At 69.2% G+C, this 20,194-nt stretch carries 20 protein-coding genes; 7 read left to right on the top strand and 13 right to left on the bottom strand.

The features are described 5' to 3' along the window. Positions 1-83 precede the first annotated feature (83 nt). From H5411_RS47990 to H5411_RS35225, 3 genes are all read right to left on the bottom strand, one after another. On the bottom strand, positions 84-1,358 hold the full coding sequence (locus H5411_RS47990) for a PadR family transcriptional regulator (RefSeq protein WP_246369641.1): 1,275 nt from the start codon (positions 1,356-1,358) through the stop codon (positions 84-86). A gap of 97 nt (positions 1,359-1,455) precedes the next feature. Beyond that, positions 1,456-2,661: an MFS transporter gene (locus H5411_RS35230; RefSeq protein ID WP_220817909.1), complete on the bottom strand. Its 1,206-nt coding sequence runs from the start codon at positions 2,659-2,661 to the stop codon at positions 1,456-1,458. A gap of 182 nt (positions 2,662-2,843) precedes the next feature. Then, positions 2,844-3,236: a nuclear transport factor 2 family protein gene (locus tag H5411_RS35225; protein WP_101438774.1), complete on the bottom strand. Its 393-nt coding sequence runs from the start codon at positions 3,234-3,236 to the stop codon at positions 2,844-2,846. A 70-nt stretch (positions 3,237-3,306) separates the two neighbouring features. Between H5411_RS35225 and H5411_RS35220 the strand changes: the two genes are divergently transcribed. Beyond that, complete coding sequence (locus H5411_RS35220; protein WP_101438773.1) at positions 3,307-3,876, top strand: TetR/AcrR family transcriptional regulator; 570 nt, start codon at positions 3,307-3,309, stop codon at positions 3,874-3,876. A 78-nt stretch (positions 3,877-3,954) separates the two neighbouring features. On the opposite strand, the gene H5411_RS35215 is transcribed toward H5411_RS35220, so the two are convergent. The 4 genes from H5411_RS35215 to H5411_RS35200 all read right to left on the bottom strand — a co-directional run bounded on the left by H5411_RS35215 (position 3,955) and on the right by H5411_RS35200 (position 7,714). After that, the gene (locus H5411_RS35215; protein ID WP_101438772.1) at positions 3,955-4,461 is read right to left on the bottom strand and encodes a flavodoxin domain-containing protein; all 507 of its coding nucleotides are present in this window, start codon (positions 4,459-4,461) and stop codon (positions 3,955-3,957) included. Positions 4,462-4,726: 265 nt separating this feature from the next. Next, positions 4,727-5,926: a CynX/NimT family MFS transporter gene (locus H5411_RS35210; RefSeq protein ID WP_101438771.1), complete on the bottom strand. Its 1,200-nt coding sequence runs from the start codon at positions 5,924-5,926 to the stop codon at positions 4,727-4,729. 488 nt (positions 5,927-6,414) lie between these two features. Further along, positions 6,415-6,654: a hypothetical protein gene (locus tag H5411_RS35205; RefSeq protein WP_183126303.1), complete on the bottom strand. Its 240-nt coding sequence runs from the start codon at positions 6,652-6,654 to the stop codon at positions 6,415-6,417. Positions 6,655-6,736: 82 nt separating this feature from the next. Next, positions 6,737-7,714 carry a nucleoside-diphosphate kinase gene (locus H5411_RS35200; protein WP_158242539.1) on the bottom strand — a complete coding sequence of 326 codons (978 nt, stop codon included), beginning with the start codon at positions 7,712-7,714 and terminating at the stop codon, positions 6,737-6,739. A gap of 141 nt (positions 7,715-7,855) precedes the next feature. On the opposite strand from H5411_RS35200, the gene H5411_RS35195 reads away from it, so the two are divergent. Continuing rightward, positions 7,856-8,896, top strand: coding sequence for a CobW family GTP-binding protein (locus H5411_RS35195; protein ID WP_101441201.1), 1,041 nt, complete (start codon positions 7,856-7,858; stop codon positions 8,894-8,896). A gap of 560 nt (positions 8,897-9,456) precedes the next feature. Here the strand turns inward: H5411_RS35195 and ligD are convergent. From ligD to H5411_RS35180, 3 genes are read right to left on the bottom strand one after another with little or no spacing between them, the layout of a single operon-like run. After that, positions 9,457-10,470, bottom strand: a complete 1,014-nt coding sequence (gene ligD / locus H5411_RS35190; protein WP_183126302.1) for a non-homologous end-joining DNA ligase — start codon at positions 10,468-10,470, stop codon at positions 9,457-9,459. Then, positions 10,467-11,543 (bottom strand): ATP-dependent DNA ligase, encoded by a 1,077-nt coding sequence (locus H5411_RS35185; RefSeq protein WP_183126301.1) that lies wholly within the window; start codon positions 11,541-11,543, stop codon positions 10,467-10,469. Before H5411_RS35185 ends, ligD begins: the two co-directional genes overlap by 4 nt. A 41-nt stretch (positions 11,544-11,584) precedes the next feature. Then, positions 11,585-12,721, bottom strand: a complete 1,137-nt coding sequence (locus tag H5411_RS35180) for a DUF1015 family protein (RefSeq protein WP_183126300.1) — start codon at positions 12,719-12,721, stop codon at positions 11,585-11,587. Positions 12,722-12,808: 87 nt separating this feature from the next. Here H5411_RS35180 and H5411_RS35175 point away from each other — a divergent pair, with 87 nt between their 5' ends. Next, a complete protein-coding gene (locus tag H5411_RS35175) occupies positions 12,809-14,335 on the top strand; it encodes an MDR family MFS transporter (RefSeq protein ID WP_183126299.1) in 1,527 nt (508 codons plus the stop codon). Here the strand turns inward: H5411_RS35175 and H5411_RS35170 are convergent. Beyond that, the gene (locus tag H5411_RS35170) at positions 14,332-15,216 is read right to left on the bottom strand and encodes a TIGR03854 family LLM class F420-dependent oxidoreductase (RefSeq protein WP_183126298.1); all 885 of its coding nucleotides are present in this window, start codon (positions 15,214-15,216) and stop codon (positions 14,332-14,334) included. The two genes, H5411_RS35175 and H5411_RS35170, sit on opposite strands and share 4 nt — an antisense overlap. Before the next feature lie 64 nt (positions 15,217-15,280). Further along, a complete protein-coding gene (locus H5411_RS35165; RefSeq protein WP_101438764.1) occupies positions 15,281-15,724 on the bottom strand; it encodes a MarR family winged helix-turn-helix transcriptional regulator in 444 nt (147 codons plus the stop codon). Between the two features lie 104 nt (positions 15,725-15,828). On the opposite strand from H5411_RS35165, the gene H5411_RS35160 reads away from it, so the two are divergent. Next, entirely contained in the window at positions 15,829-16,224 is a 396-nt protein-coding gene (locus tag H5411_RS35160) for a DUF5313 domain-containing protein (RefSeq protein ID WP_037353431.1), read from the top strand. A gap of 12 nt (positions 16,225-16,236) precedes the next feature. After that, positions 16,237-17,166, top strand: coding sequence for an RluA family pseudouridine synthase (locus H5411_RS35155; protein ID WP_101438763.1), 930 nt, complete (start codon positions 16,237-16,239; stop codon positions 17,164-17,166). 420 nt (positions 17,167-17,586) lie between these two features. Here H5411_RS35155 and H5411_RS35150 read toward each other — a convergent pair whose 3' ends face one another. Continuing rightward, positions 17,587-18,192 (bottom strand): polysaccharide lyase family 7 protein, encoded by a 606-nt coding sequence (locus H5411_RS35150; protein ID WP_167442044.1) that lies wholly within the window; start codon positions 18,190-18,192, stop codon positions 17,587-17,589. 136 nt (positions 18,193-18,328) lie between these two features. Between H5411_RS35150 and H5411_RS35145 the strand changes: the two genes are divergently transcribed. Continuing rightward, positions 18,329-18,907 carry an ArsR/SmtB family transcription factor gene (locus H5411_RS35145; RefSeq protein ID WP_101438762.1) on the top strand — a complete coding sequence of 193 codons (579 nt, stop codon included), beginning with the start codon at positions 18,329-18,331 and terminating at the stop codon, positions 18,905-18,907. A gap of 41 nt (positions 18,908-18,948) precedes the next feature. Then, the gene (locus H5411_RS35140; protein ID WP_101438761.1) at positions 18,949-19,575 is read left to right on the top strand and encodes an alpha-ketoglutarate-dependent dioxygenase AlkB; all 627 of its coding nucleotides are present in this window, start codon (positions 18,949-18,951) and stop codon (positions 19,573-19,575) included. The last annotated feature ends 619 nt before the right edge of the window (positions 19,576-20,194 follow it).

Raw genomic sequence — 20,194 nt, 5'->3', positions numbered from 1 at the left:
CACGCGCGCTCGGACCACCTCCGGTTGTGCCCCATGATGGCCGCCGGTTGGCGAGTCCATTGCGGACTCGCCAACCGGCGGTTTTATTCTTCGGAGTCGTCGTCCGCGAGCAACGCGTACAGCCGGCGGCGGGCTTCGCGGAGGATCTTGCGCGCCTCCGCGCACTGCGCCTCGCTGCCGGTGTGCGCGACCTGCGCCGCGGCCCCGGCCAGCTCGCCGATCTGCTGATACAGCGCGGCGAACCGGTCCGCTGCGGGCTCCTGGTCGCGAGCCGGAGACTCCCAAAGCGCGGCGAACTCCTCCTCGCGCCCAGCGACGTGCTCCCGTCCAGCCTCAGTGAGATGCGCGACGCGGCGGCCGCCCTCCTCCGCCGTGCGGACGAGACCTTCGTCCTCGAGCTGCTGCAGAATCGGGTAAATGGAGCCCGGGCTGGGCCGCCACTCGTCATTCGTGCGGCGGCGGATCTCCTGCATCAACTGGTAGCCGTGGCGGGGTTCCTCGGCCAGCAGGGCGAGGACCGCCGGACGCACCGGCCGCGCCGGACCCCGTCCGCCGCGGGGCGGTCCGCCGAAGAACCCGCCGGGCCCGCCGGGGCCTCCTGGACCACCGGGAAACCCGGGGAAGCCCGGGAAACCGGGAAATCCAGGTCCGGGCCGATGCGGCGGCCCGGGCGGTCCAGGCGGACCGGGAGGCCCCGGAGGAAAGCCGCCACGGGCTTCGAAGACGATGTCGCCCCAGCCTTCCTCGCCGCCGGGGTGGCCGTGCTGGCCGTGCTGGCCGGGGTGGCCGGGGTGGCCGGGGCGCTCGCCCGGATGGCCGCCCAGGTGACCGAGATGGCCGCCCGGATGGCCAGGGTGCGCGTGATGCTCCCCCAGCTCCCACCGCCAGCCGTGATGGCCGCCCAGGTGGCCGAGATGGCCGCCCGGATGGCCGGGGTGCGCGTGATGCTCCCCCAGCCCCCACCGCCAGCCGTGATGGTCACCGGGCTCTCCCGCATGCCCGCTCGCATGGCCGAGGTGCGCGTGGTGCTCCCAGCCGTGATGGTCAAACTCGTCCGCGTGCCCACCCGAATGGCCAGGATGCGCATGGTGCTCCCCCGGCGCACCCGGCCAGCCGAGTTGCTCGCCCAGCCCTCCGCCCCCAGGCCAGCCGTGTCCTTCCCCCGGTCCGCCCGGATGTCGCCCTCTCCCCTCGCCCGGCCCGTCGCCGCGTGCGTCCGGCCTGCCGAACGGCATTCCTCGGCCCCCATCGCCTGGGTGAACTGGGCCGGGGCGGCCGAAGCCGAACGGCACTCCGCCGAAGCGTTCCGGGCCGCCGAAGCCCCGGAACAGATGTTCTTCGCCTGCCGTGCTGGTCATGTGGTCCTCCTCCATCGTCGAACGATCGCCGATATGGTCACGATATATCGGCGAGTGTTCGACGGCAAGGTCGCCCGAGCAGGCGGGAGGGAAGCGGTCAGCCGGACGTACCAGCGGGCGCGGTGGTCGCGCCTTCGCCGCCGAAGCGGATGGACTTCGCTTCCTTGCCCAGGGAGGTCAGCACGGCGACCGCGATCAGCACCGGGATCACCGTCCACAGCAGGGCGGCCGTGTAGCCCTGCGACTGCGCGATGCTCTGCTGGATCGGCAGGTTCAGCGCGGCCAGCAGGTTGCCGAGCTGATACGTGACGCCGGGGAAGAAACCGCGGATCGCGTCCGGGGACATTTCGGTCAGGTGCGCGGGGATGACGCCCCACGCGCCCTGCACCATGACCTGCATCAGGAACGAGCCGAGCGCGAGCATCCCGGCTCCGTGGTCGACGGCGAAGATCGGGATGATCGGCAAGCCCAGCACCGCGGCGCCGACGATCGTCATCCGGCGGCCGAAGCGTTCCGAGAGCGAGCCGAAGAGCAGGCCGCCGATGATCGCGCCGACGTTGTACAGCACGGCGATCCACGTGCTGGTCGCCGCGCTCAGACCGGCACCGCCGTGGTCGGTCGCCTTGAGGAACGTCGGGTACACGTCCTGGGTGCCGTGGGACATCCAGTTGAACGCGGTCATCAGCAGCACGAGGTACCCGAACCGGCGCAGCACCTTCGGGTTGAACAGGACGTCCTTGACCGACGTGCGGGTGACGCGCATCTTCTCCTGCGCCGCCTCCCACACCTCGGATTCCTTGACCCGCGACCGGATCAGCAGGCTGATCAGCGCCGGGAAGATGCTCAGCACGAAGATCCACCGCCACTCCAGGCCGAGCGCGCTGTGGAACAGCAGGTACGCGAGCGCGGCCATCAGGTATCCGGCGGAGTAGCCGGCCTGCAGCAGCCCGGAGAAGAACCCTCGCCGCTCCACCGGGATCTTCTCCATCGCGAGCGCCGCGCCCAGGCCCCATTCACCGCCCATGCCGATGCCGTAGATGAACCGCAGGATCAGCAGCACGGTGAAGTTGGGCGCGATCGCGCACAGCACGCCCGCCGCCGAGTACAGCAGGACGTCGACCATCAGCGGGATGCGCCGTCCGGACCGGTCCGCCCACAGGCCGAACAGCAGCGCGCCGACCGGGCGCATGACGAGCGTCGCGGTGGTGATGAACGCCAGCTGCGTGGCGGTGGCTCCGAACGAATGGTCCTTGGCGATGTCCGCGATGACGAACACGACGAGGAAGTAATCGAACGCGTCCATGCTCCAGCCGAGCCACGCGGCGAGGAACGAGTTCCGCTGGTCGGCGTTGAGCTTGCGTTTTTCCTTGCCCCCGGCTGCGCTTTCGGTCACCGGCTTGGTCTACACCCGGTGCGGCGGCGAGGCAACAGTCGCATGTGGACTCCGCCGATCCCCGACATACCAGCGAAACTGGATGAATCGGTCTACTCGGACGGTTTCGCCGAGCGGGTCAGCAGGTGCGCCTGCCGCATCCGGCCGTCCGAAGCGAACTGTCCGAAGAAGGACACCTCGATCTCGAGTTCCTTCCCGCGCTGGCGAACATGCAGGGTGTACCGCGCGGCAATGCGGTCGCCGTCGGCCATCGCCTCGTGGACTTCGATCCGGCTCTCCGGTCGGTTTTTCCGTATCGGACGACAGTGCGCGACCAGCCGATCGCGGTCGATCCGCAGCCCGTCGGCGATCTGCACGACGTCCGGCGTGTGATAGCGGTCGACCACCGTCGCCGCGTCCTCGTCGGTGCGCACCAGATCGTCGGTGAACGACGTGAAGAAGCGCGCGATGAACTCCTTCGGATCGGCGCGTTCGAGCGTGTTCATGAACCCTCCCAGCTGAACTCTGACACACTGTAAGATACCCGTTCCGGCTAATCTTGACAAGGTGTAAGAGATGGCGAAACTCCGCGCCGACGCCCAGCGCAGCCGCGCCGCGATCCTCGACGCGGCGCTCAGCGTGCTGGAAGCCGATCCGGACGCGAGCGTCGAAGGCATCGCCACGGCGGCGGGCGTGACCCGGCAGACCGTGTACGCCCATTTCCCTTCCCGCGAACGGCTTCTGGCCGCGGTGCTCGACCGGCTCACCGAGGAAGCCGTCGACGCGATGGACGCCGCGGGTCCGGACACCGGGCCCGCGGCGGACGCGATCCTGCGCGTGCTCGACGCCGCGCGCCGGGCGTCCTCGCGCTATCCGAAGTTGCTGCACCGGTTCGGCTCGACGGCGTCCTCCGCCGACGACGGGCGCGAGCAGCACGAGCCGGTCGCCGAAAGGTTGCGCCGGATTGTCGAACGCGGGCAGCTCGCCGGGGAGTTCGACCGGCAGCCACCCGTGGATTGGCTGGTCACGGTGATCATCCAACTCGGCCACGCCGCCGCGGGCGAGGCCGAGGCGGGGCGGCTTTCCCCGGACGAAGCCGAAAAAGAGCTGTCCGCCACGGTGCTGCGGGTGCTCGGCGCGTCCTGACGCCCGGAGCGCGACCCTTCCCGGTCCGGCTCAGATTTGCCGACACTCCTGACGCGGCTCAGGCTTGGCGCCCCCGGCTCAGATCGGGACGCGGGAGTGCACCCGGCGGCCGATGTCGCGCGCCCACGCCCGGATCCGGTCCCAGTCGCGGAAATCGCCGACCCGGCTGCCGCGTGCCATCAGCTTTTCCAGCACGCCGCCCGCGAGCGCCGGATCGAGCCGCCCGCCGAACGTCTCAGTGCGGCCCGCGTCGATCGCGGCAGCCAGCAGCGTCACCCGCGCGGGCAAGCTGACCCGCGTCAGGTTCGCTCCCGGGCCGCAAGGTCCACTGTGGAATAGCCAGACCGGACGTGCCCGCAACGCTTCGGTGTTGCGTTCCAGCAGCCGCACCGCTTCGGGCCGCCACCGCGCGTAGTAAAGCGCGCTGCCGACCACCACCGCGGCGTACTCCGTGACGCTGTCGACCTCGCCCGCGTCGCGCACGTCGACAGCGAACCCGGCGGCGCGCAACTCCTCGCCGACGACTTCGGCGATTTCGCGGGTGCCGCCGTGCTTGCCCGCGTACGCGACGAGGACCTTGATCATGTCCTTATTGTCCACCCCGTCGCCGGACCTCGCCCGGCCAAACTCCGTGAGGGGAACCTCGAGGAACTCTGATTTCCTCACGGACCTTCCGCCAAACCAGCAGCCGCCGCACCCAACTCACCCAGGCAGCCAGCCCCCGCCCCTGCACCCCGATACGAAGCCTCCTCTGCGGTTCGGGGGTGCTTGTCAAGGCATCTTTCCCGCCTTGACAAGCACCCCCGAACCGTCAGCACAATCAGCTTCGGGGTGCCCCACCCGTCGACGATCAAGCAATCGTCTTCGGCCGCGAAGCCAACCCCCCGAACACCGCCTGAACCAGCGCGAGCCCAATCAGCACGCAGAGCGCAGGCGTCCACGACGAAGTGGCGTCGTGGATCGCACCGATGGCGATCGGGCCGAGCGCGGCGAGCGTGTACCCCGCGGACTGCGCCATCCCGGACAGCGCCCCAGCGTCGGAATAATTCTTGGTGCGCAAGCCGAACAAAGACAACGCCAGCGCCAGCGTGCTCCCGCCCGCGAGCCCGGCGAAGACGGCCCACAGCACGGCGATCCCCGGAGCGACCAGGAGTCCGGTCAGCGCGGTCGTCAGCAGCAGCGACCCGGTGATGGCGACCGCGCGCTGGTCGGGCAGCCGGTGGATGAGCGCGGAGCAGAACAGGCTGCCGGCCAGGCCGGAAAGGTTGAACAGCAACTGGTGGAACCCGGCGGTCACCGAGCTGATGCCCGCGGCGTGCTCGATCGAGGACAGCCACGTCACGAGCACGTAGAAGGCGAGCGATTGCAGGCCCATGAAGAGGGTGACCTGCCAGGCCAGCGCGTTTGTCCACGGGCGCGCGGCACCGGTCGTCGGCGCGAGTGCCGGTGCGGCGGCGGAACGGCGCAGCTGCGGCAGGAAAACCCCGAGGGCAATGAGCGCGAGCCCGGCCCAGACGCCCAGTGAGAGCCGCCATCCGCCGGCCTGCTGTCCGGCCAGCGGTACCGCGACCCCGGCGGCGACCGCGGCGACGCCGGACTGGACCGCGGTGTACGTGCCGGTGATCGGCCCGATGCGAGTGGGGAAATCGCGTTTGACGAACGCGGGGAGCAGGACGTTCAGGATCGCGATGGCGGCCCCGAGCAGCACGGTTCCGGTCCACAGCAACAACTGCGGCGGGGTCGAGCGGAGCAGGATCCCGATCGCGAGCAGCGCCACGGCCGCGCCGAGCGCCCGCTCGAGCCCGAGCTTCGCGGCGACCTTCGGCGCGATCGGCGAGCACACGGCGAAGGCGATGAGCGGCACGCTGACCAGGACCGAGGCGGCTACGGAGGAAAGCCCCTGGTCGGCCTGGACGAGGCTCAGGATCGGGCCGAGGGTGGTGATCGCGGCGCGCAGGTTCGTGGCGATCAGCAAGACGCCGATGAGAACGAGCGCGGGACGCAACGGGGTCGCGCGCTCAGGAGCGGCGGGAGCGGGGCGAGCGGTCATACGGCGGCCTCCGCACCGACAGGCTCCCGGACCCGACCGAGACACCACAGACTCGCGACCTCGGATGCCGCAACGACCAGGCGGCTGCTCACGATGCCGCCCACAAGCCGGATACGGTCCGCGAAACAGGACCGACGCCCACGATCGGCTGATGGTGCACCACAACCTCCCGTTCAGCGAACCCCGGGACCGCAGGGCCAGCCCGGAACCAAGCCCCACGCAAGAAACCACCGACAAGACCGACCCACCGGCCAACGTCAGCAATCGACCCCGCAACGCCACCCGCCCGACCGCGACCAGGACAGCCGAGCCGCGCCGTCATCGCCTTCCCCGCGCACCGGAAGCGGCCTGCAGAACCGGGTCGTCGATCATCGGATCCCCTCGAATATTCCCTGCCCGCATCGCCCGTCCGGCACCGGAACGCACCGACGTCCGGCGGCGGAACCGCTTCCGATATTGCCCGCTCCCGGGCTCGGTCGGCAAGATCCTCACCGGTAAGCCGATTCGTAAGCCGCACTCACTTCGCGGTGCGATTCGGTCGAGTCGGGCAGTTCATTGCCGCCTAGAGCGTGCACCCGGGTCAGTTCGCGACCCGACGACGCGACGAAAACGCCGTCTCCGGAGAAGAGATCGTCCGCGGTCAGGGTTTCGATCTTCGCGCCCAGCAGGACCCACCGCGCGCGTTCGGCGAGGGCCGGTTTGGTGTCCACAATAGACGGACCGCTCACCCGTCCCATACGGCTCGGCTGGCGTTTCTTGGCCGACTGCTCATCGGTGCTTCACCCATGGGACCAACGCCAGGCCGAGCATCTACAACGGGTGGCCTACTGCCTGCGCGGTCCACGCTTCCGGTGAAACGGCTGGCAGCAACGCATGCGGCACCGGACGCTCGTTGTGTACCACGAAAGACGCTGTGACGATCACATCCCACCGGTCGACCTTGTCGAACGGGACCAGCTGGGCCAGGTCGTCCCAGGTGATCCGGTCCGCGCCCGCGACCACCTCCCGCAACCGCCCGACCGCCTCCTCCCCCGCCACCGGAACCAGCCGCGCCAACGTCGCATCGATGTCCAGGTCGTGCGCCGGGCAATCCGCTTCGATGGCGGCGATCTCGGCCCGCGCCTGGGCCGTGCGGTCCTCGGCGAAATGTTCCCGCAGCTCCTTGAGGAACCGCAGCCGTTCCGGGCGGTCCAGGAAAATCGCCAGCTCGCGCACGATGTCCGACGGTTCGTCGCCGACGTGCACGAAGTTCAGGATCCGGTTGGGCGGGTTCAGCTTCGTGCGCAAATGGTGCGGCCGGCGCTGCACCGGATCACCGACGCCCTTGAGTTCGCACAGCCGGACCGTCGCGGGCAATCCCGCGACCGGGCGGGCGTCGCGCGCCAGAAACAGCAGCACATCGTTGGTGAGATACCAGAAAGTGCACAATTGCAGCCGGTCGACGGTGTAGATGTGCCAGTCGTAGCGCCACACCTCGCGCATCGAATGCCGGGTGTAGCCGAACCGCGTGGTGGCGACCGGGACGAAACCGTTGTCCCCCAGGTATTCCAGGATCGGGCCGAGCCTGCGGCCGACCACCGCGTCCGGCTTGACCACCAGCATCGCCAGCCCGCCGAGCACGTCGGCCGCGTCGTCGCCGAACACCGCGAGCAAATCCGCCCAGCCCTCGCGGAAATACAGGTCGTAGCCGAACACCTCCCGTTTCTCCGGCACAACCGACAACTGCCGCCATTCCGCGGCCGTCGGCATGCCGTCGACCCGGTCCGGGCTGCCTGGCGTCCAGATCATCCGTTCATGCTGCCACAACGGCACACTCTGCCAACCGCTTTCGCCGGGGCGGCAATGCCCCGGCGAACCGAGCCGGGCTGCCGCTGTCCGGGTGCCCGCTGGAGGTATCGTCGGCGACCCGGACGACAGGAGGGGTGAGGCGTGGCCAGGCAGCGGGTTCCGGTAGTGCTCGTCGCGGGTTTTCTCGGTGCGGGGAAGACCACGATGCTCAACCATCTGCTCGCCAACCGTCAGGGCGTCCGGGTCGGGGTGGTGGTCAACGACTTCGGCCAGGTGAACATCGACGCGCTCGCGGTTGCCGGGCAGGTCGACACGATGGTGTCGCTGGGCAACGGCTGCCTGTGCTGCGCGGTCGACGCCAGCGGGCTCGACGCAATGCTGGGCAAACTGTCGCGGCCTGAGGCCGGGATCGACGTGATCGTGGTGGAGGCCAGTGGAATCGCCGAGCCCCGCGATCTGCTGCGGCTGATGATCGCCAGTGAGAACCCGGACATCCGGTACGGCGGGCTGGTCGAGGTCGTCGATGCCGTGGAGTTCGAGGCCGCGCGGGTTCGGCATCCGGAGTTGACCGAGCACCTGCGGGTCGCCGACCTGGTGGTGCTGAACAAGGTCGACCGGGTGGAGGCGGATGACCTGGCGAAAGTTCGTGCGGTCGTCGAGGAGCACGCGCCTGGGGTCCCGGTGCTGACGACCGAGCGGGGGCGGGTTGATCCGGGGTTGTTTTTCGATCCTCGGCCTCGGGAGAGTTACGGGCAGTTGTCATTTGACGATCTGCGAGAGCATGATCATTCCGAGCATTTGCACGCACAGTACGAGAGCGTGACGTTCACGTCCGATCGGCCGCTTTCGCCCCGGCGATTCCTTGCGTTTCTGGAGAGCCGACCGGCCGGGTTGTACCGGGTGAAGGGGCACGTCGACCTCGCTTCGCCGGAGTCTCGGTCTCGGTTCGGATTGCATACGGTCGGGGCGTTTGTGCAGGTGGAGCGGTCGGCTTGGCCGTCCGGGCCGCGCCGGACCGAGCTCGTGCTGATTGGCGCCGGGATTGATGCCGCTGAGATCGAACGGCAGCTCAGTGCTTGTGTGGCCGAGGACGAGGTGCCTGACGAGCGGGGGCTTTTGCGGTTTCTCCGGTATCTGAATGAGCCTGACGAGGACTCGGCGCGCCACGCCGAAGAAGCGTAAACGCGCGGATTGGCGGGCTTTCGGTCGCACTATGTCGTGGTAGCTCGAACCAGCCTCTTTGGAGGACGAGTTCCATGGCGAAGACGATGACTGCCCGGTGGTACCTCGTGGGTGCGCTGCCGGAGGACGATCCTGTCGCGCATCTGATGACTCGCGCGGACGATCTGCGGTATCGGCGGTCCGCTTGCGGGGAGCGGGATTCGCGGACTTGGACGCCGATCGATTTGACCGCGCCGGGGACTGGGCATGTGACGCCTTGTCCTGGGTGCGCGGCTACTTTGGCTGGGGTGCCGGTGGGGGTTGGCGCGGAGGAGCAGTTGGCGTTTGATCTGCCGTTGGGGTGAGGTCGCGGGTTGCTCGTCGCCTGGCGGCGACATTGCAGGTGGGTGGTGCGGTGGGGCACCCCGAAGCTGATTGTGCTGACGGTTCGGGGGTGCTTGTCAAGGCGGGAAAGATGCCTTGACAAGCACCCCCGAACCGCAGAGGAGGCTTCGTATCGGGGTGCGGGGTGGGGGCTGGCCGCCTGGAGGTGAGGGTGCGGCGGCTGCGGTTTGTTCGAGTTAGTCTTCGGCGGTTACTTTCTTTGCGCGGCTCGGGGCGACTCTGGGCGGTTCGTTCGGCATTTTCGGGTAGACCGGCGGCCAGGGTGCGTCCATCAGGCCGCGCGCCAGGTCTTCCTGGGACATCTCCAGCAGTGGTTCGATCGACTGCGGGCGATCGTTTGCTCCCGCCCACGGGTCTCCTCGCTGCGCGACCAGCGCCGGGACCGTTGACAGCGTCAAGGCGTCCGGCTCCACTGTCGCGAGCTCGTCCCAGGCGATCGGGGTCGAAACCTGTCCGCCGATTCTTGGCCGCACGCACCAAGCTCCGAAGACCGTTTTATGCGGCGCGTTCTGATTGAAGTCCACAAAGACTCGTGAGCCGCGTTCTTCTTTCCACCATTGCGCGGTGATCAGGTCCGGGTGGCGCCGTTCCAAAGCTCGTGCCAGGGCTACCGCGGCAGCCCGCACTTCGTAGCCATCCCAGCGTGGTTCCAGGATCGAATACAGGTGCAGGCCCCGCGAGCCCGAGGTCTTCACGTAGACCTCGATTCCCAGCTCGGCAAGGAATTCCCGCACCAGTATCGCTGCCTCGCGCAGTTGCGGGAAGCCGATCCCGGGCGACGGGTCCAGGTCGATGCGCAGTTCGTCCGCGATATCCAGCGCTGCCGCGCGGTTTGGCCATACGTGGAAGCCCAGGCAGCCTTGGTTGACCGCCCACAGGATGTGCGCCAGGTTCGCGGCCACCAAGGCGTCGCTGGTGGTGCCGTTCGGTGTGGAAACGACGGCGGTGGTCAACCAGGCAGGCGCGTTCTTGGGCGTGCGTTTCTGGAACCACGATTTTCCGCCCGCGCCGTCTGGATAGCGTTCCAGCAGCAACGGCCGTCCGCCCAACCGAGCCAATAGCGGACCGGCGACAGCCTGGTAATAGCGGACCAGATCGAGTTTCGTCTCGCCCCGTTCCGGAAAATACACCTTGTCCGGGCTGGAAATCGTCAGTTCCACGCCGTCGAGTTCCAGCGTCACGCCGCTCATCGGGCCTCCCCGAACAGATCCGCCAGTTCGGCCGGCGGGGCCTCTTCCAGCTGCGCGTAAGTGCATGATTCCGGAGTCCGGTCCGGACGGAAGCGCACCAATCGCCCGCCGTGGCGGAAGCGGCCGCCTTGCAGGTGTTCGTAGCGCACTTCGGCGACCTGTTCCGGGCGCAGCGGTTCCCACGACAGGTCCTTGTCCGGCGCCCACCGGCTGTTGGCACCCGGTCGACGCACCTCGTCGGCCTGCCATTCCGCCCAAGTACGCCACGGATGCCCGTCGAGCGCGTTCTCCCGCCACGGGGCCAGCTCCTCGACCAGCTCCCGCCGCCGCGCCGCCGTGAAGCTGCTCGCGACGCCGACGTGATGCAGCGCCCCGTCCTCGTCGTACAGCCCGAGCAGCAGCGATCCGACGCCCTTGCCGTCCTTGTGCCACCTGAATCCGGCGACGACGCAGTCCGCGGTGCGCTCGTGCTTCACCTTCAGCATCACGCGTTTGTCCTGCTCGTACGGCAGGTCGGCAGGCTTCGCCATGACCCCGTCGAAGCCCGCGCCCTCGAACCGGGTGAACCAGTCCTGCGCGATGTCCGGATCCGTCGTGAGCGGGGTCAGGTGCACCCGCTGCAAGCCGATCGCGGGCGCGAAAATGCCCTCCAGCGCCCGCCGCCGCTCGGCGAACGGTTCCTCGGTCAGGTCCCGCTCCCCCAGCGCGAGCAGGTCGAACGCGACGAAACTGGCCGGCGTCTCTTCCGCCAGCTTCCGGACGCGGCTGGCCGCCGGGTGCAGCCGCAGCTGCAACGCCCCGAAGTCCAGCCCGCGCGGCGTGACCAGCACGATCTCGCCGTCGACGACGCATTTGTCCGGCAACGCCTCCCGCAGCAGCTCGGCCAGCTCCGGGAAGTACCGAGTGAGCGGCCGGTCGTTGCGCGAACCGAGTTCGACCTCGTCGCCGTCGCGGAACACGACGCAGCGGAAGCCGTCCCACTTCGGCTCGTACCAGAACCCGCCGTCGCGCGGCACCTCGTGCACGGCTTTGGCGAGCATCGGCCGCACCGGCGGCATCAGGGGTAGCTCCACCTGCGCGATCCTAAGCGGAACAGACGCTGACCTGCACCTTTTTACCAGCGCGCCAGCACAAGCCCGCCTCGCGGCTTAGGCGTGAAGTACGTGGCCTTGCGGGGCATCCGCCGTCCCGCCGCGTGCACGGCCCGCACTGTCTCGAACGGCACCGGGGCCAGCTGCACCACCGCGTCCGCGTCCGGCGGGACGGGACTGCCCGGCAGCAGCGGGCGGATGTGCGGGCCATCCGGGTCGAGACCGAGCGCCGAGCCGAGGAGCGTCTGTTCCACCACCTCGTGGTCGATGACCAGCGGATCCGTTCCGGGAAGCCGCACCCGCAGGACGCGCGAGCCGGCCAGCACTACCGCCGTGCCGGGGCAGGACGGCGGGGTCGCGTCATCCGACCAGGCCACCTCGAGTCCCGCCTCCTGCCAGGCCGCGAACAGGCTTTCGGCAGAGCGCCCGGTCCCGAGGAGCACGCGGTTGATCGCCCGGATCTCCAGCTGCGACCCCGCGGTGATCAACGCCAGCAGCTGCCCGCTTCCGGCCGCGGCCGCGACCCGGTGGTTCCCGTCCGCCACCAGCAGATCGCTCGCCGACGCGGCCTCCAGCAGCCGTTCCCGCATCTCCCCCGGCCGCACCACCCACAGCTCGTGCGCCAGCCCCGCACGGTCCACAGTGGACACATCGGGGTCGGCCGAACTCGTCGCCTCCTTGACCACCGCCGTCAGCTCCGCACCGTCGCCAACCGGCACGAGCAGCGCGGCGCTCGTCGCGCAGCCCAGGCCGTCCAGCACGGCCGCGCGCTCCGCAACCACCTCCGGATAAACCTCCTCGGTGTGCTTGACGTGCGAACTGGCCGAGGTCAGTTCCCGGACGTCGACCAGGCACAGCACGCCCGCGATCGCTTCGCCGATCCGGTAAGCCGCGACGAACTCGGTCTCCGGCCGGTAATGCCCGGCCAGCAGCCGTTCGAGCGTCGCCCGGGCCTCCGGCAGCGCGGCCTCGACGTCCAGTCCGGCCGCCAGCGCCACCGGCGTCCGCGCCGGATGCTGCGCCGCCAGCAGCGTGTCGCCCTCCGCCGCGGCGAGCGCCCTCTTCACTGCCTCCGGTTCGGCGAACTCGTCGACGTCCGGTCCGGGCACCGCGCCCTGAACGACCCAGCCCCGGCCGATCGGCCGCACCCACCTGTCCATCCCCCCATGATGACGGTCGGGCGAACACTCGGGCACCGAGCGATCGGCTGGGGAATGCTTGCCGAGGCGAACGAGTTCATTTCGAACATGGGTAGCACGAGCAGTCCGCCCGCGGCGAAACGCGCCGCCGTGGGCCTTCGTTCCGAGCGGGGTCCGGTCCTCGCCGCCGTCATGCTGAGCACCGGCCTCGTGGCCCTCGACAGCACCATCATCGCCACCGCGGTCCCCTCGGTGGTCCGCGACCTCGGCGGGTTTTCCCAGTTCCCGTGGCTGTTCTCGATCTACCTGCTCACCCAGGCGGTCACCGTGCCGCTGTACGGCAAGTTCGCCGACGTCCTCGGCCGCCGCCCGGTGATGTTCTTCGGCATCGCCGCGTTCCTGCTCGGCTCGGTGCTGTGCGGGGTCGCGTGGAGCATGCCGGTGCTGATCGCGGCGCGCGCGGTGCAGGGCATCGGCGCGGGCGCGGTCCAGCCGATCAGCATGACGATGGTCGGCGATCTGTACACGGTCGAGGAACGCGCCCGGGTGCAGGGCTACCTCGCCGGCGTGTGGGCGGTCGCCTCGGTGATCGGGCCGACGCTCGGCGGCGTGTTCGCCGAATACCTCAGCTGGAGGTGGATCTTCTTCGTCAACCTGCCGCTCGGCGCGCTCGCCGCGTGGATGCTCTACCGCAAGTTCACCGAGCAGGTGAAACGCACGCGGCACAAGGTCGACTACACCGGCGCGACCCTGTTGACGGTCGGCTGCGCGCTGCTGATCCTCGCCCTGCTGGAAGGCGGGGTCGCGTGGAGCTGGACGTCCGCGCCGAGTCTGGCGATCTTCGCCGTCGGCGTCCTGATGCTGGTCACGTTCGTGCTGGTCGAGCGCCGCGCGGACGAACCCGTGCTGCCGCTGTGGGTGTTCACGCGCCGCACGCTGATCGGCGGAAACCTGGTCGCGCTGGTCACGGGCGCGGTGCTGCTGGGCTTCAGCTCGTTCCTGCCCACGTACGCGGAAGGCGTCCTCGGAACGGACGCGCTCACCGCTGGCTTCGCGCTGGCCGCGCTGACGATCGGCTGGCCGATCGCGGCCTCGTTGTCCGGAAAGATCTACCTGCGGATCGGATTCCGCGACACCGCGCTGATCGGCACCGGATTCCTCCTCGTCGGGGCCGTCCTGGCGACGTTCCTCGGTCTGGACTCGGTCGTCTGGATGGCCGCGGCGGCCGTGTTCGTGGTGGGGATCGGGCTCGGGCTTTCGTCGAGCCCGACCGTGGTGGCCGTGCAGTCCACCGTCGGCTGGGAGCGCCGCGGCGTGGTGACCGCGACCAACATGTTCAGCCGTTCGCTGGGCAGCGCGGTCGGCACCGCCATCTTCGGCGCGATCGCCAACGCCACCCTCGCGGGACGGTTCGCGAACCCGCCCGCGGAGGTCGCCGGGCATCTTCCGGCGAGCGTCGACGCCACCAGCCGCATCCTCGGCGGCGCGCACGACAACTCGCCGGCGACGGCGTACGTGCGCGAATCGCTGGCCGGAGCCACGCACAACGTGTTCCTCGCGATCGTCGCCGTGTCGGTGGTCAGTGTCGTCGGGCTGCTGCTCATGCCCCGCAAGACCGAGCAGCTGACGTTCTAGTTCTGCAGCGGTACGAGTTCGCGCACGAAATCGTCGAGGAACTGCCGGTAGTCGCCGGAGTACCCCGGCCGAACCACGAATTTCGTGAGTCCGGCCTCGATGTGCTGCTCGATCATCCGGCGCGCCTCGGCCCAACTGGTCGGCACGAGGTCAGCGGCCGGACGGCCCGGATTGCGCTGCTGCGCCACCGCCCGCAGCCTTTCCGGGATCCCGTGCAGCGCGAGGACCATGCTCAACCCGAAGTGGTCCGATTCGATCTCCCGGTCGGCTTCGGCAGCGGCTTCCTGGATCGCCAGCCGCGCCGCACGGGACTGACCCGGCGTGTGGAAGCTGCCGAGCCATCCATCGGACAACCGGCCCGCGCGACGCAACGCCGCCGGAGCGGACCCGCCGACCCAGACGTCGAGCCGCTTCGCCGGACGCGGCCCGATCGTCACGTTGTCGACCTGGAAAAACTCGCCGTCGAAGGACACGTTGTCCTGTTCGAGCAGCAAACGCAGCAACGCGAGCGACTCGTCGAACACCGCCGCGCGCCGCCCGTCCGGCACCTGGAACAGCGCGCGTTCCGCGGCCTGCGCGGGCAATAAGCCGAACACCGGGAGGACGCGTTTCGGAGCCAGCCCCGCCAGCGTGACCAGCTGTTTCGCGACCAGCACCGGATTGCGTCCGGGCAGAATCGCCACGCCGGTGCCCAGTTTGAGCCGTTCGGTGCGGGCCAGCGCGTGCGTCATGCCGATCACCGGATCGACATCCGGCGAATAGACCACTTCGGACAGCCACAGCGAGTCGACGCCCGCCGCCTCGGTCAGCTCGGCCAAACCGGTGAATTCCGCCGGCCCGGTCCCGAGTCCCGGAGCCACCCCCACCCGGATCTTGTCCACGCTCGCTCCGCTCTGTCGGCACGTACTCCTCGGCAGAACCTGATCCGGGCGCGAGTTCTTCCCGCTAAGCGGTCGCTTCGATCACCCGGCCCAGCGCGGCGTGCAGCGCCTCCAGCTCGGAGACCTCCATGCCGAGCCGCTCCACGACGCGATACGGGATCTTCTCCGCCTCGGCACGCAGCTCCCGGCCCTTCTCGGTGAGCTCGACGGTCAGCTGGCGCTCGTCGGCCCGGCTGCGGCCACGGGTCACGTACCCGACCGCTTCCAGCCGTTTGAGCAGCGGCGACAGCGTCGCGGGCTCGTGCCGCAACGCCGTGCTGAGATCCTTGACCGAGCGCGGCGACTGCTCCCACAGCGCCAGCATCACCAGGTACTGCGGATGGGTCAGCCCGTGCGGCTCCAGCAGCGGCCGGTAAATCGCGATCACGCTGCGCGAGGCGACCGACAGCGCGAAGCACACCTGCCGGTCGAGCTTCAGCGGGTCCTCGCCAAGGTCGATCTCGGCCACTCGTCCTCCTCGTGCTCGCGCCCACTCTAGCGCGGGCTGCACCACACTAATAGTTAGTGTACTAATCATTAGGGTACTGTGGCCGCAGACCCCGAGGAGGAACGATGACCGACCGGCCCGGCGTTCTCCGCTGGTTCTGGTACGCCGTGAGCGGACGGCTCCCGGAGCGCTACCGCGACTGGCTGCTGCACGACGCGACGTCCAAGCACTGGAAGGCCCGGCACGTCCTGCGCGCGACGGTGGGCATCGCGCCGCTGTGCCTGGTCTGGCTCCTGCTGCCGGCCCCGCTCGGGCTGCGGCTGGCGATCGTGCTGATGGCCGCGCTGGTGTCGTACTTCTACTCGTGCGCGTACATGGAGGAAAGCATCGACCACCGGTTGTCCCGCAACGGTTTCCCGCCCGGAACGGGCAAGCGGATCCGGCGGGAGAAAGCCGCCGAGGCCAACGCCGAGGCGACCGCCCGCTACATCGCGGCCTATCGGCAGGACCCGGCCGACTAGACTCGGGAGCCGATGAGACGCAAGCGCCCGGCCCCGATCCCGCCCCGGCACGGCCTGGACCCCGCACGGCTGCGGCTGCCGGAAGAGGGTCCGTGGACGACCCTGCTGGAGCACCTGGTCGAACGCCTGCCCCGCGTCGCCCCCGCGCGGATCGAGGAAATGCTGCACGAGCAGCGGATCCACGGCGAGAACGGCCCGCTGGGGATTGACGCGGCGTACGTTCCGGGTTCGTTCATCTGGTTCCACCGCGATCTGCCGGACGAGGTCCCGGTGCCGTTCGACGTCACCGTCCTGCACCGCGACGAACACCTGCTCGTAGTCGACAAACCCCACTTCCTGGCGACCATCCCGCGTGGGCGGCACGTCCTGGAAACCGCCTTGGTGCGCCTTCGCCGCTCGCTGGACCTGCCCGCCCTGTCCCCCGCCCACCGCCTCGACCGCGTCACGGCGGGGCTGGTGATGTTCGTGATCACGCCGTCCGCGCGCGGCGCGTACCAGACGATGTTCCGCGATCGGTTGGTACACAAGGAATACGAGGCGATCGCGCCCTATGACCCGCTTGTGGAACTGCCCCGGGTGGTGCGCAGCAGGATCGTGAAGGAACGCGGCGTGCTGGCCGCGCAGGAGGTACCCGGACCGCCGAATGCCGAGTCCACAGTGGAGCTTCTGGAACACCGGGACGGGCTGGGCCGCTATCGCCTCACGCCCGCCACTGGACGCACGCATCAGCTGCGGGTCCACATGTGTTCCCTGGGAATCCCGATCCTGGGCGACGATTTCTATCCGGAGCTGCACGAGAAACCGCTCGACGACTTCACGAAACCGTTGCAGCTGCTGGCGAAAGTGCTGGAATTCGAGGATCCGCTGACCGGCGAGCACCGCCGGTTCACCAGCGGCCGGACACTCGCGGCTTGGGATTCGCTGGAAGAATGGGCTAGCTGACAGCGTGGTTCCGATCTCCAAGAGCGAGTGATAACTGCTGATCGCGGTGGCGAGCAAAACGACATCAGGGCGAAGCACACTTCAGCAAGCGCATGCGTGCGGTCTGGCGGTGGAGCGGACCCATTAACAGCACGACATCCGCACTTATTATCCGGCCAGGTCACGGCTCGGGGGTCACCATTTCGGCCGTGCGACCTTCGATCTCGGCTGCCTCGTTGACCTCCGAAGCCGTTGGCTCGACTACGTAGGCCGAATGTCCGTCCGCTGCCAGCCATCGGGCGTGCATCCCGTTGCCCCGCAGACGTCGAGGGCTCTTCGCCCGGGCGCTTCCAGGCTTCCGTGCGGGTGATCGGACGAGCCGAGTGCTTTCAGCGCGGAAGGATGCCAGGCGGCGGCAGGCACCCGTCCGGCGGCAAGCGATCACCTGGTCCAGAACTTGATCCCGCTCCACTCCACGGTAATCGGTCCCGCCCCGCTCGCCGTACGATACGAGCCGAATTTATCGTAATAACTACCCGACGGGCTGTCGTCCGTCTGCTTCAGCGAGCCGTTGATGTACACCTTGTGGGTACTGCCGACCTCATTGATCGTATTGACCCGCACCGAAGTCCCCACCGTCGCGCCGGTGGCCACCGTCTGGCCGTTCTCCACGGTGTAGAGCCGCCCGCCTTTCTCCACCGCCAGCAGGAAATACGGCCCGGCGTTCGAACCGTCGCGGAACGTCTGTTTCAGGCTGATCCGCGAACCGCCCATGCTGGTGATCTTGAACGACCCCTCGAACTGGTGCGTGCCGCCGGTGTAGGTCTCGTAGCGGCGCTCGGCCCGTTGCTCGCCGCTGCCGTCCGAGCAGGTCAGCTTGAAGGTGAGCCCGCTGACCTGGCCGCAGCCCTTCTGCTGTTCCTTGTACCCCGGCGACCAGGGTTTCCAGGTGCCGCCGCCGACCTGGGCGTCCGCGACCGGGGCGAGAATCGCGATCCCGCACACCGCCGCCGCCAGTGCTCCGCCGATCCGGGTTCTCGTGCGCACGTGCCAACCTCCGTGGAACTCAGGGCGGCGGTAGCGGTACAGGTCCAGACCACTGCCGATCACTGTAAGTCCCCGGCCGGTCGCGGACAAGGGCGGCATCCTTGACGACTTTGTTTGTCACTGCTTGGCTCAGGGAATGCAGGACGTCGAAGTGATCGAGGACCCCGCCGTCGCGGCGGCCGCGCTGGACCCGGTGCGCGCCCGCCTGCTGGCCGCGCTGACCGAACCGGCGTCCGCCGCGGCGCTGGCCTCCCGAGTGGGTCTGACCAGGCAAAAGGTCAACTACCATCTCCGCGCGCTCGAATCGCACGGCTTGGTCGAACCCGCCGGAACCCGGCAGTGGGGAGGCCTCACCGAACGGCTTTTCGCCGCCACCGCCGGCGCTTATCTGGTCTCCCCCGCCGCCCTCGGGGCCGCCGGTTCCGCACGGGTGAAGCCGGACCGCCTATCGGTGAGCTACCTGCTGGCGGTCGCCGGCCGGACGCTGCGCGAGGTCGCCGGACTGGCCCGCCGCGCCGCCCGCGCGGGCAAACCGCTCTCGACGCTGACCTTGGACACGGAAATCGCCTTCGCCTCGGCGCGCGACCGGTCCGCCTTCACCGACGAACTGACCGCCCTCGTGACCGACCTCGTGTCCCGCTACCACAACGAATCCGCCCCCGACGCACGTCTGCACCGGCTCATCGTCACCGCGCATCCCAAACCCGCCGAGTAGTTCATCCGAACAGGTGTTCGATTGTCGTGTAGCTTGGAGGCATGAGTCAGGCATTTCAGGGCTCGCTGTTCGGTGCCAGCGGGCCGGCCACGCTGGGCCCGTTGTCCGGAGCGCAGCGCACCGAATTGGGGCAAGGCGCGTGGATCGACGTGCTGCCCGGATGGCTCGACGGCTCGGATGAGTTGTACGAGCACCTGGCGGCGGAGGTCCCGTGGTACGCGGAACGCAGGCAGATGTACGACCGGGTGGTCGCCGTGCCGCGGCTGCTGTGCTTCTACCGCGAGCACGCGCCGCTGCCGCATCCAGTCCTCACCGAGGCCCGGGAGGCGCTGTCCGCGCACTACGCGGCTGAACTGGGCGAACCGTTCCGCACCGCCGGGCTCTGCTATTACCGCGACGGCCAGGACAGCGTCGCCTGGCACGGCGACGACCTCGGCCGCGGCCGGACCGAGGACACCATGGTGGCGATCCTGTCCGTCGGCGCGGCCCGCCATCTGGCGCTGCGCCCGAGAGGCGGCGGGGAATCGGTGCGGTACCCATTGGGCCACGGAGACTTGATCGTGATGGGCGGGTCGTGCCAGAGGACATGGGAACACGCCATCCCGAAAACGGCCCGGGCGGTGGGGCCGCGGATCAGCATCCAGTTCCGGCCTCGAGGAGTGCGATGAGGTGAACCGGGAAGTGCGGTGAGGAAGATGCCGGTGAGGACGGGGCCGGGCGGGGCTGTGGAGGGGGTCCGATCACCTGCCCGGGTTCGAGCCCGCTTCGCGTACAAGGATTCGATCGCGCCGCCAGCACGCTGCCGGGGCGGCTAGGCCGACTCGCCCATCACCAGCGCACCCTCGATTCGGCTAGACCTCCTCGAGCCCATCGAGCGCGCGCTGCCGGTACGGCTAGATCACCTCGCGCACCACCACGCCATCGACTCGGCAAGGCCGCCCCACCACCAGCGCTCCGTCGGCTCAGCTAGACCGCCTCGCGCACCGCCACCACGCTGCCAGCGCGGTTAGACCGCCTAGCCCACCGCCACCAAGCTGCGAGCGCGGCTAGACCGCCTCGCGCGCCACGAGCGCGCTGTCGGTCCGGCTGTGCCGACGAGCGTGCTGTCGAGGTGACCTCGCCAGCCGTGCGGCCGCTGCCCTAAGCCGTCCCACCGGGCGTGTCCGCCGCGTCCCGTGGTCAATTCCGTCCCAGCCACAGCCATGCGCGCACACCCGCGCACCAACCGACCTTTCACCGGCCCCGATCCGGAGCAATCACCGCAACCACCCCGGCCTAGAGGAGGTC

It is taken from the genome of Amycolatopsis echigonensis (genome assembly GCF_014174495.1).
GTDB lineage: Bacteria > Actinomycetota > Actinomycetes > Mycobacteriales > Pseudonocardiaceae > Amycolatopsis > Amycolatopsis echigonensis.
This window is presented reverse-complemented; position numbering and strand designations above follow the sequence as displayed.

Coding starts and splice junctions, on each gene's coding strand:
- H5411_RS35175 (WP_183126299.1), top strand. CDS start 12,809: ATGGGTAGCACGAGCAGTCCGCCCGCGGCGAAACGCGCCGCCGTGGGC.
- H5411_RS35145 (WP_101438762.1), top strand. CDS start 18,329: ATGCAGGACGTCGAAGTGATCGAGGACCCCGCCGTCGCGGCGGCCGCG.
- H5411_RS35180 (WP_183126300.1), bottom strand. CDS start 12,721: ATGGACAGGTGGGTGCGGCCGATCGGCCGGGGCTGGGTCGTTCAGGGC.
- H5411_RS35230 (WP_220817909.1), bottom strand. CDS start 2,661: ATGGACGCGTTCGATTACTTCCTCGTCGTGTTCGTCATCGCGGACATC.
- H5411_RS35220 (WP_101438773.1), top strand. CDS start 3,307: ATGGCGAAACTCCGCGCCGACGCCCAGCGCAGCCGCGCCGCGATCCTC.
- H5411_RS35200 (WP_158242539.1), bottom strand. CDS start 7,714: ATGATCTGGACGCCAGGCAGCCCGGACCGGGTCGACGGCATGCCGACG.
- H5411_RS35140 (WP_101438761.1), top strand. CDS start 18,949: ATGAGTCAGGCATTTCAGGGCTCGCTGTTCGGTGCCAGCGGGCCGGCC.
- H5411_RS47990 (WP_246369641.1), bottom strand. CDS start 1,358: ATGACCAGCACGGCAGGCGAAGAACATCTGTTCCGGGGCTTCGGCGGC.
- H5411_RS35215 (WP_101438772.1), bottom strand. CDS start 4,461: ATGATCAAGGTCCTCGTCGCGTACGCGGGCAAGCACGGCGGCACCCGC.
- H5411_RS35210 (WP_101438771.1), bottom strand. CDS start 5,926: ATGACCGCTCGCCCCGCTCCCGCCGCTCCTGAGCGCGCGACCCCGTTG.
- ligD (WP_183126302.1), bottom strand. CDS start 10,470: ATGAGCGGCGTGACGCTGGAACTCGACGGCGTGGAACTGACGATTTCC.
- H5411_RS35160 (WP_037353431.1), top strand. CDS start 15,829: ATGACCGACCGGCCCGGCGTTCTCCGCTGGTTCTGGTACGCCGTGAGC.
- H5411_RS35155 (WP_101438763.1), top strand. CDS start 16,237: ATGAGACGCAAGCGCCCGGCCCCGATCCCGCCCCGGCACGGCCTGGAC.
- H5411_RS35225 (WP_101438774.1), bottom strand. CDS start 3,236: ATGAACACGCTCGAACGCGCCGATCCGAAGGAGTTCATCGCGCGCTTC.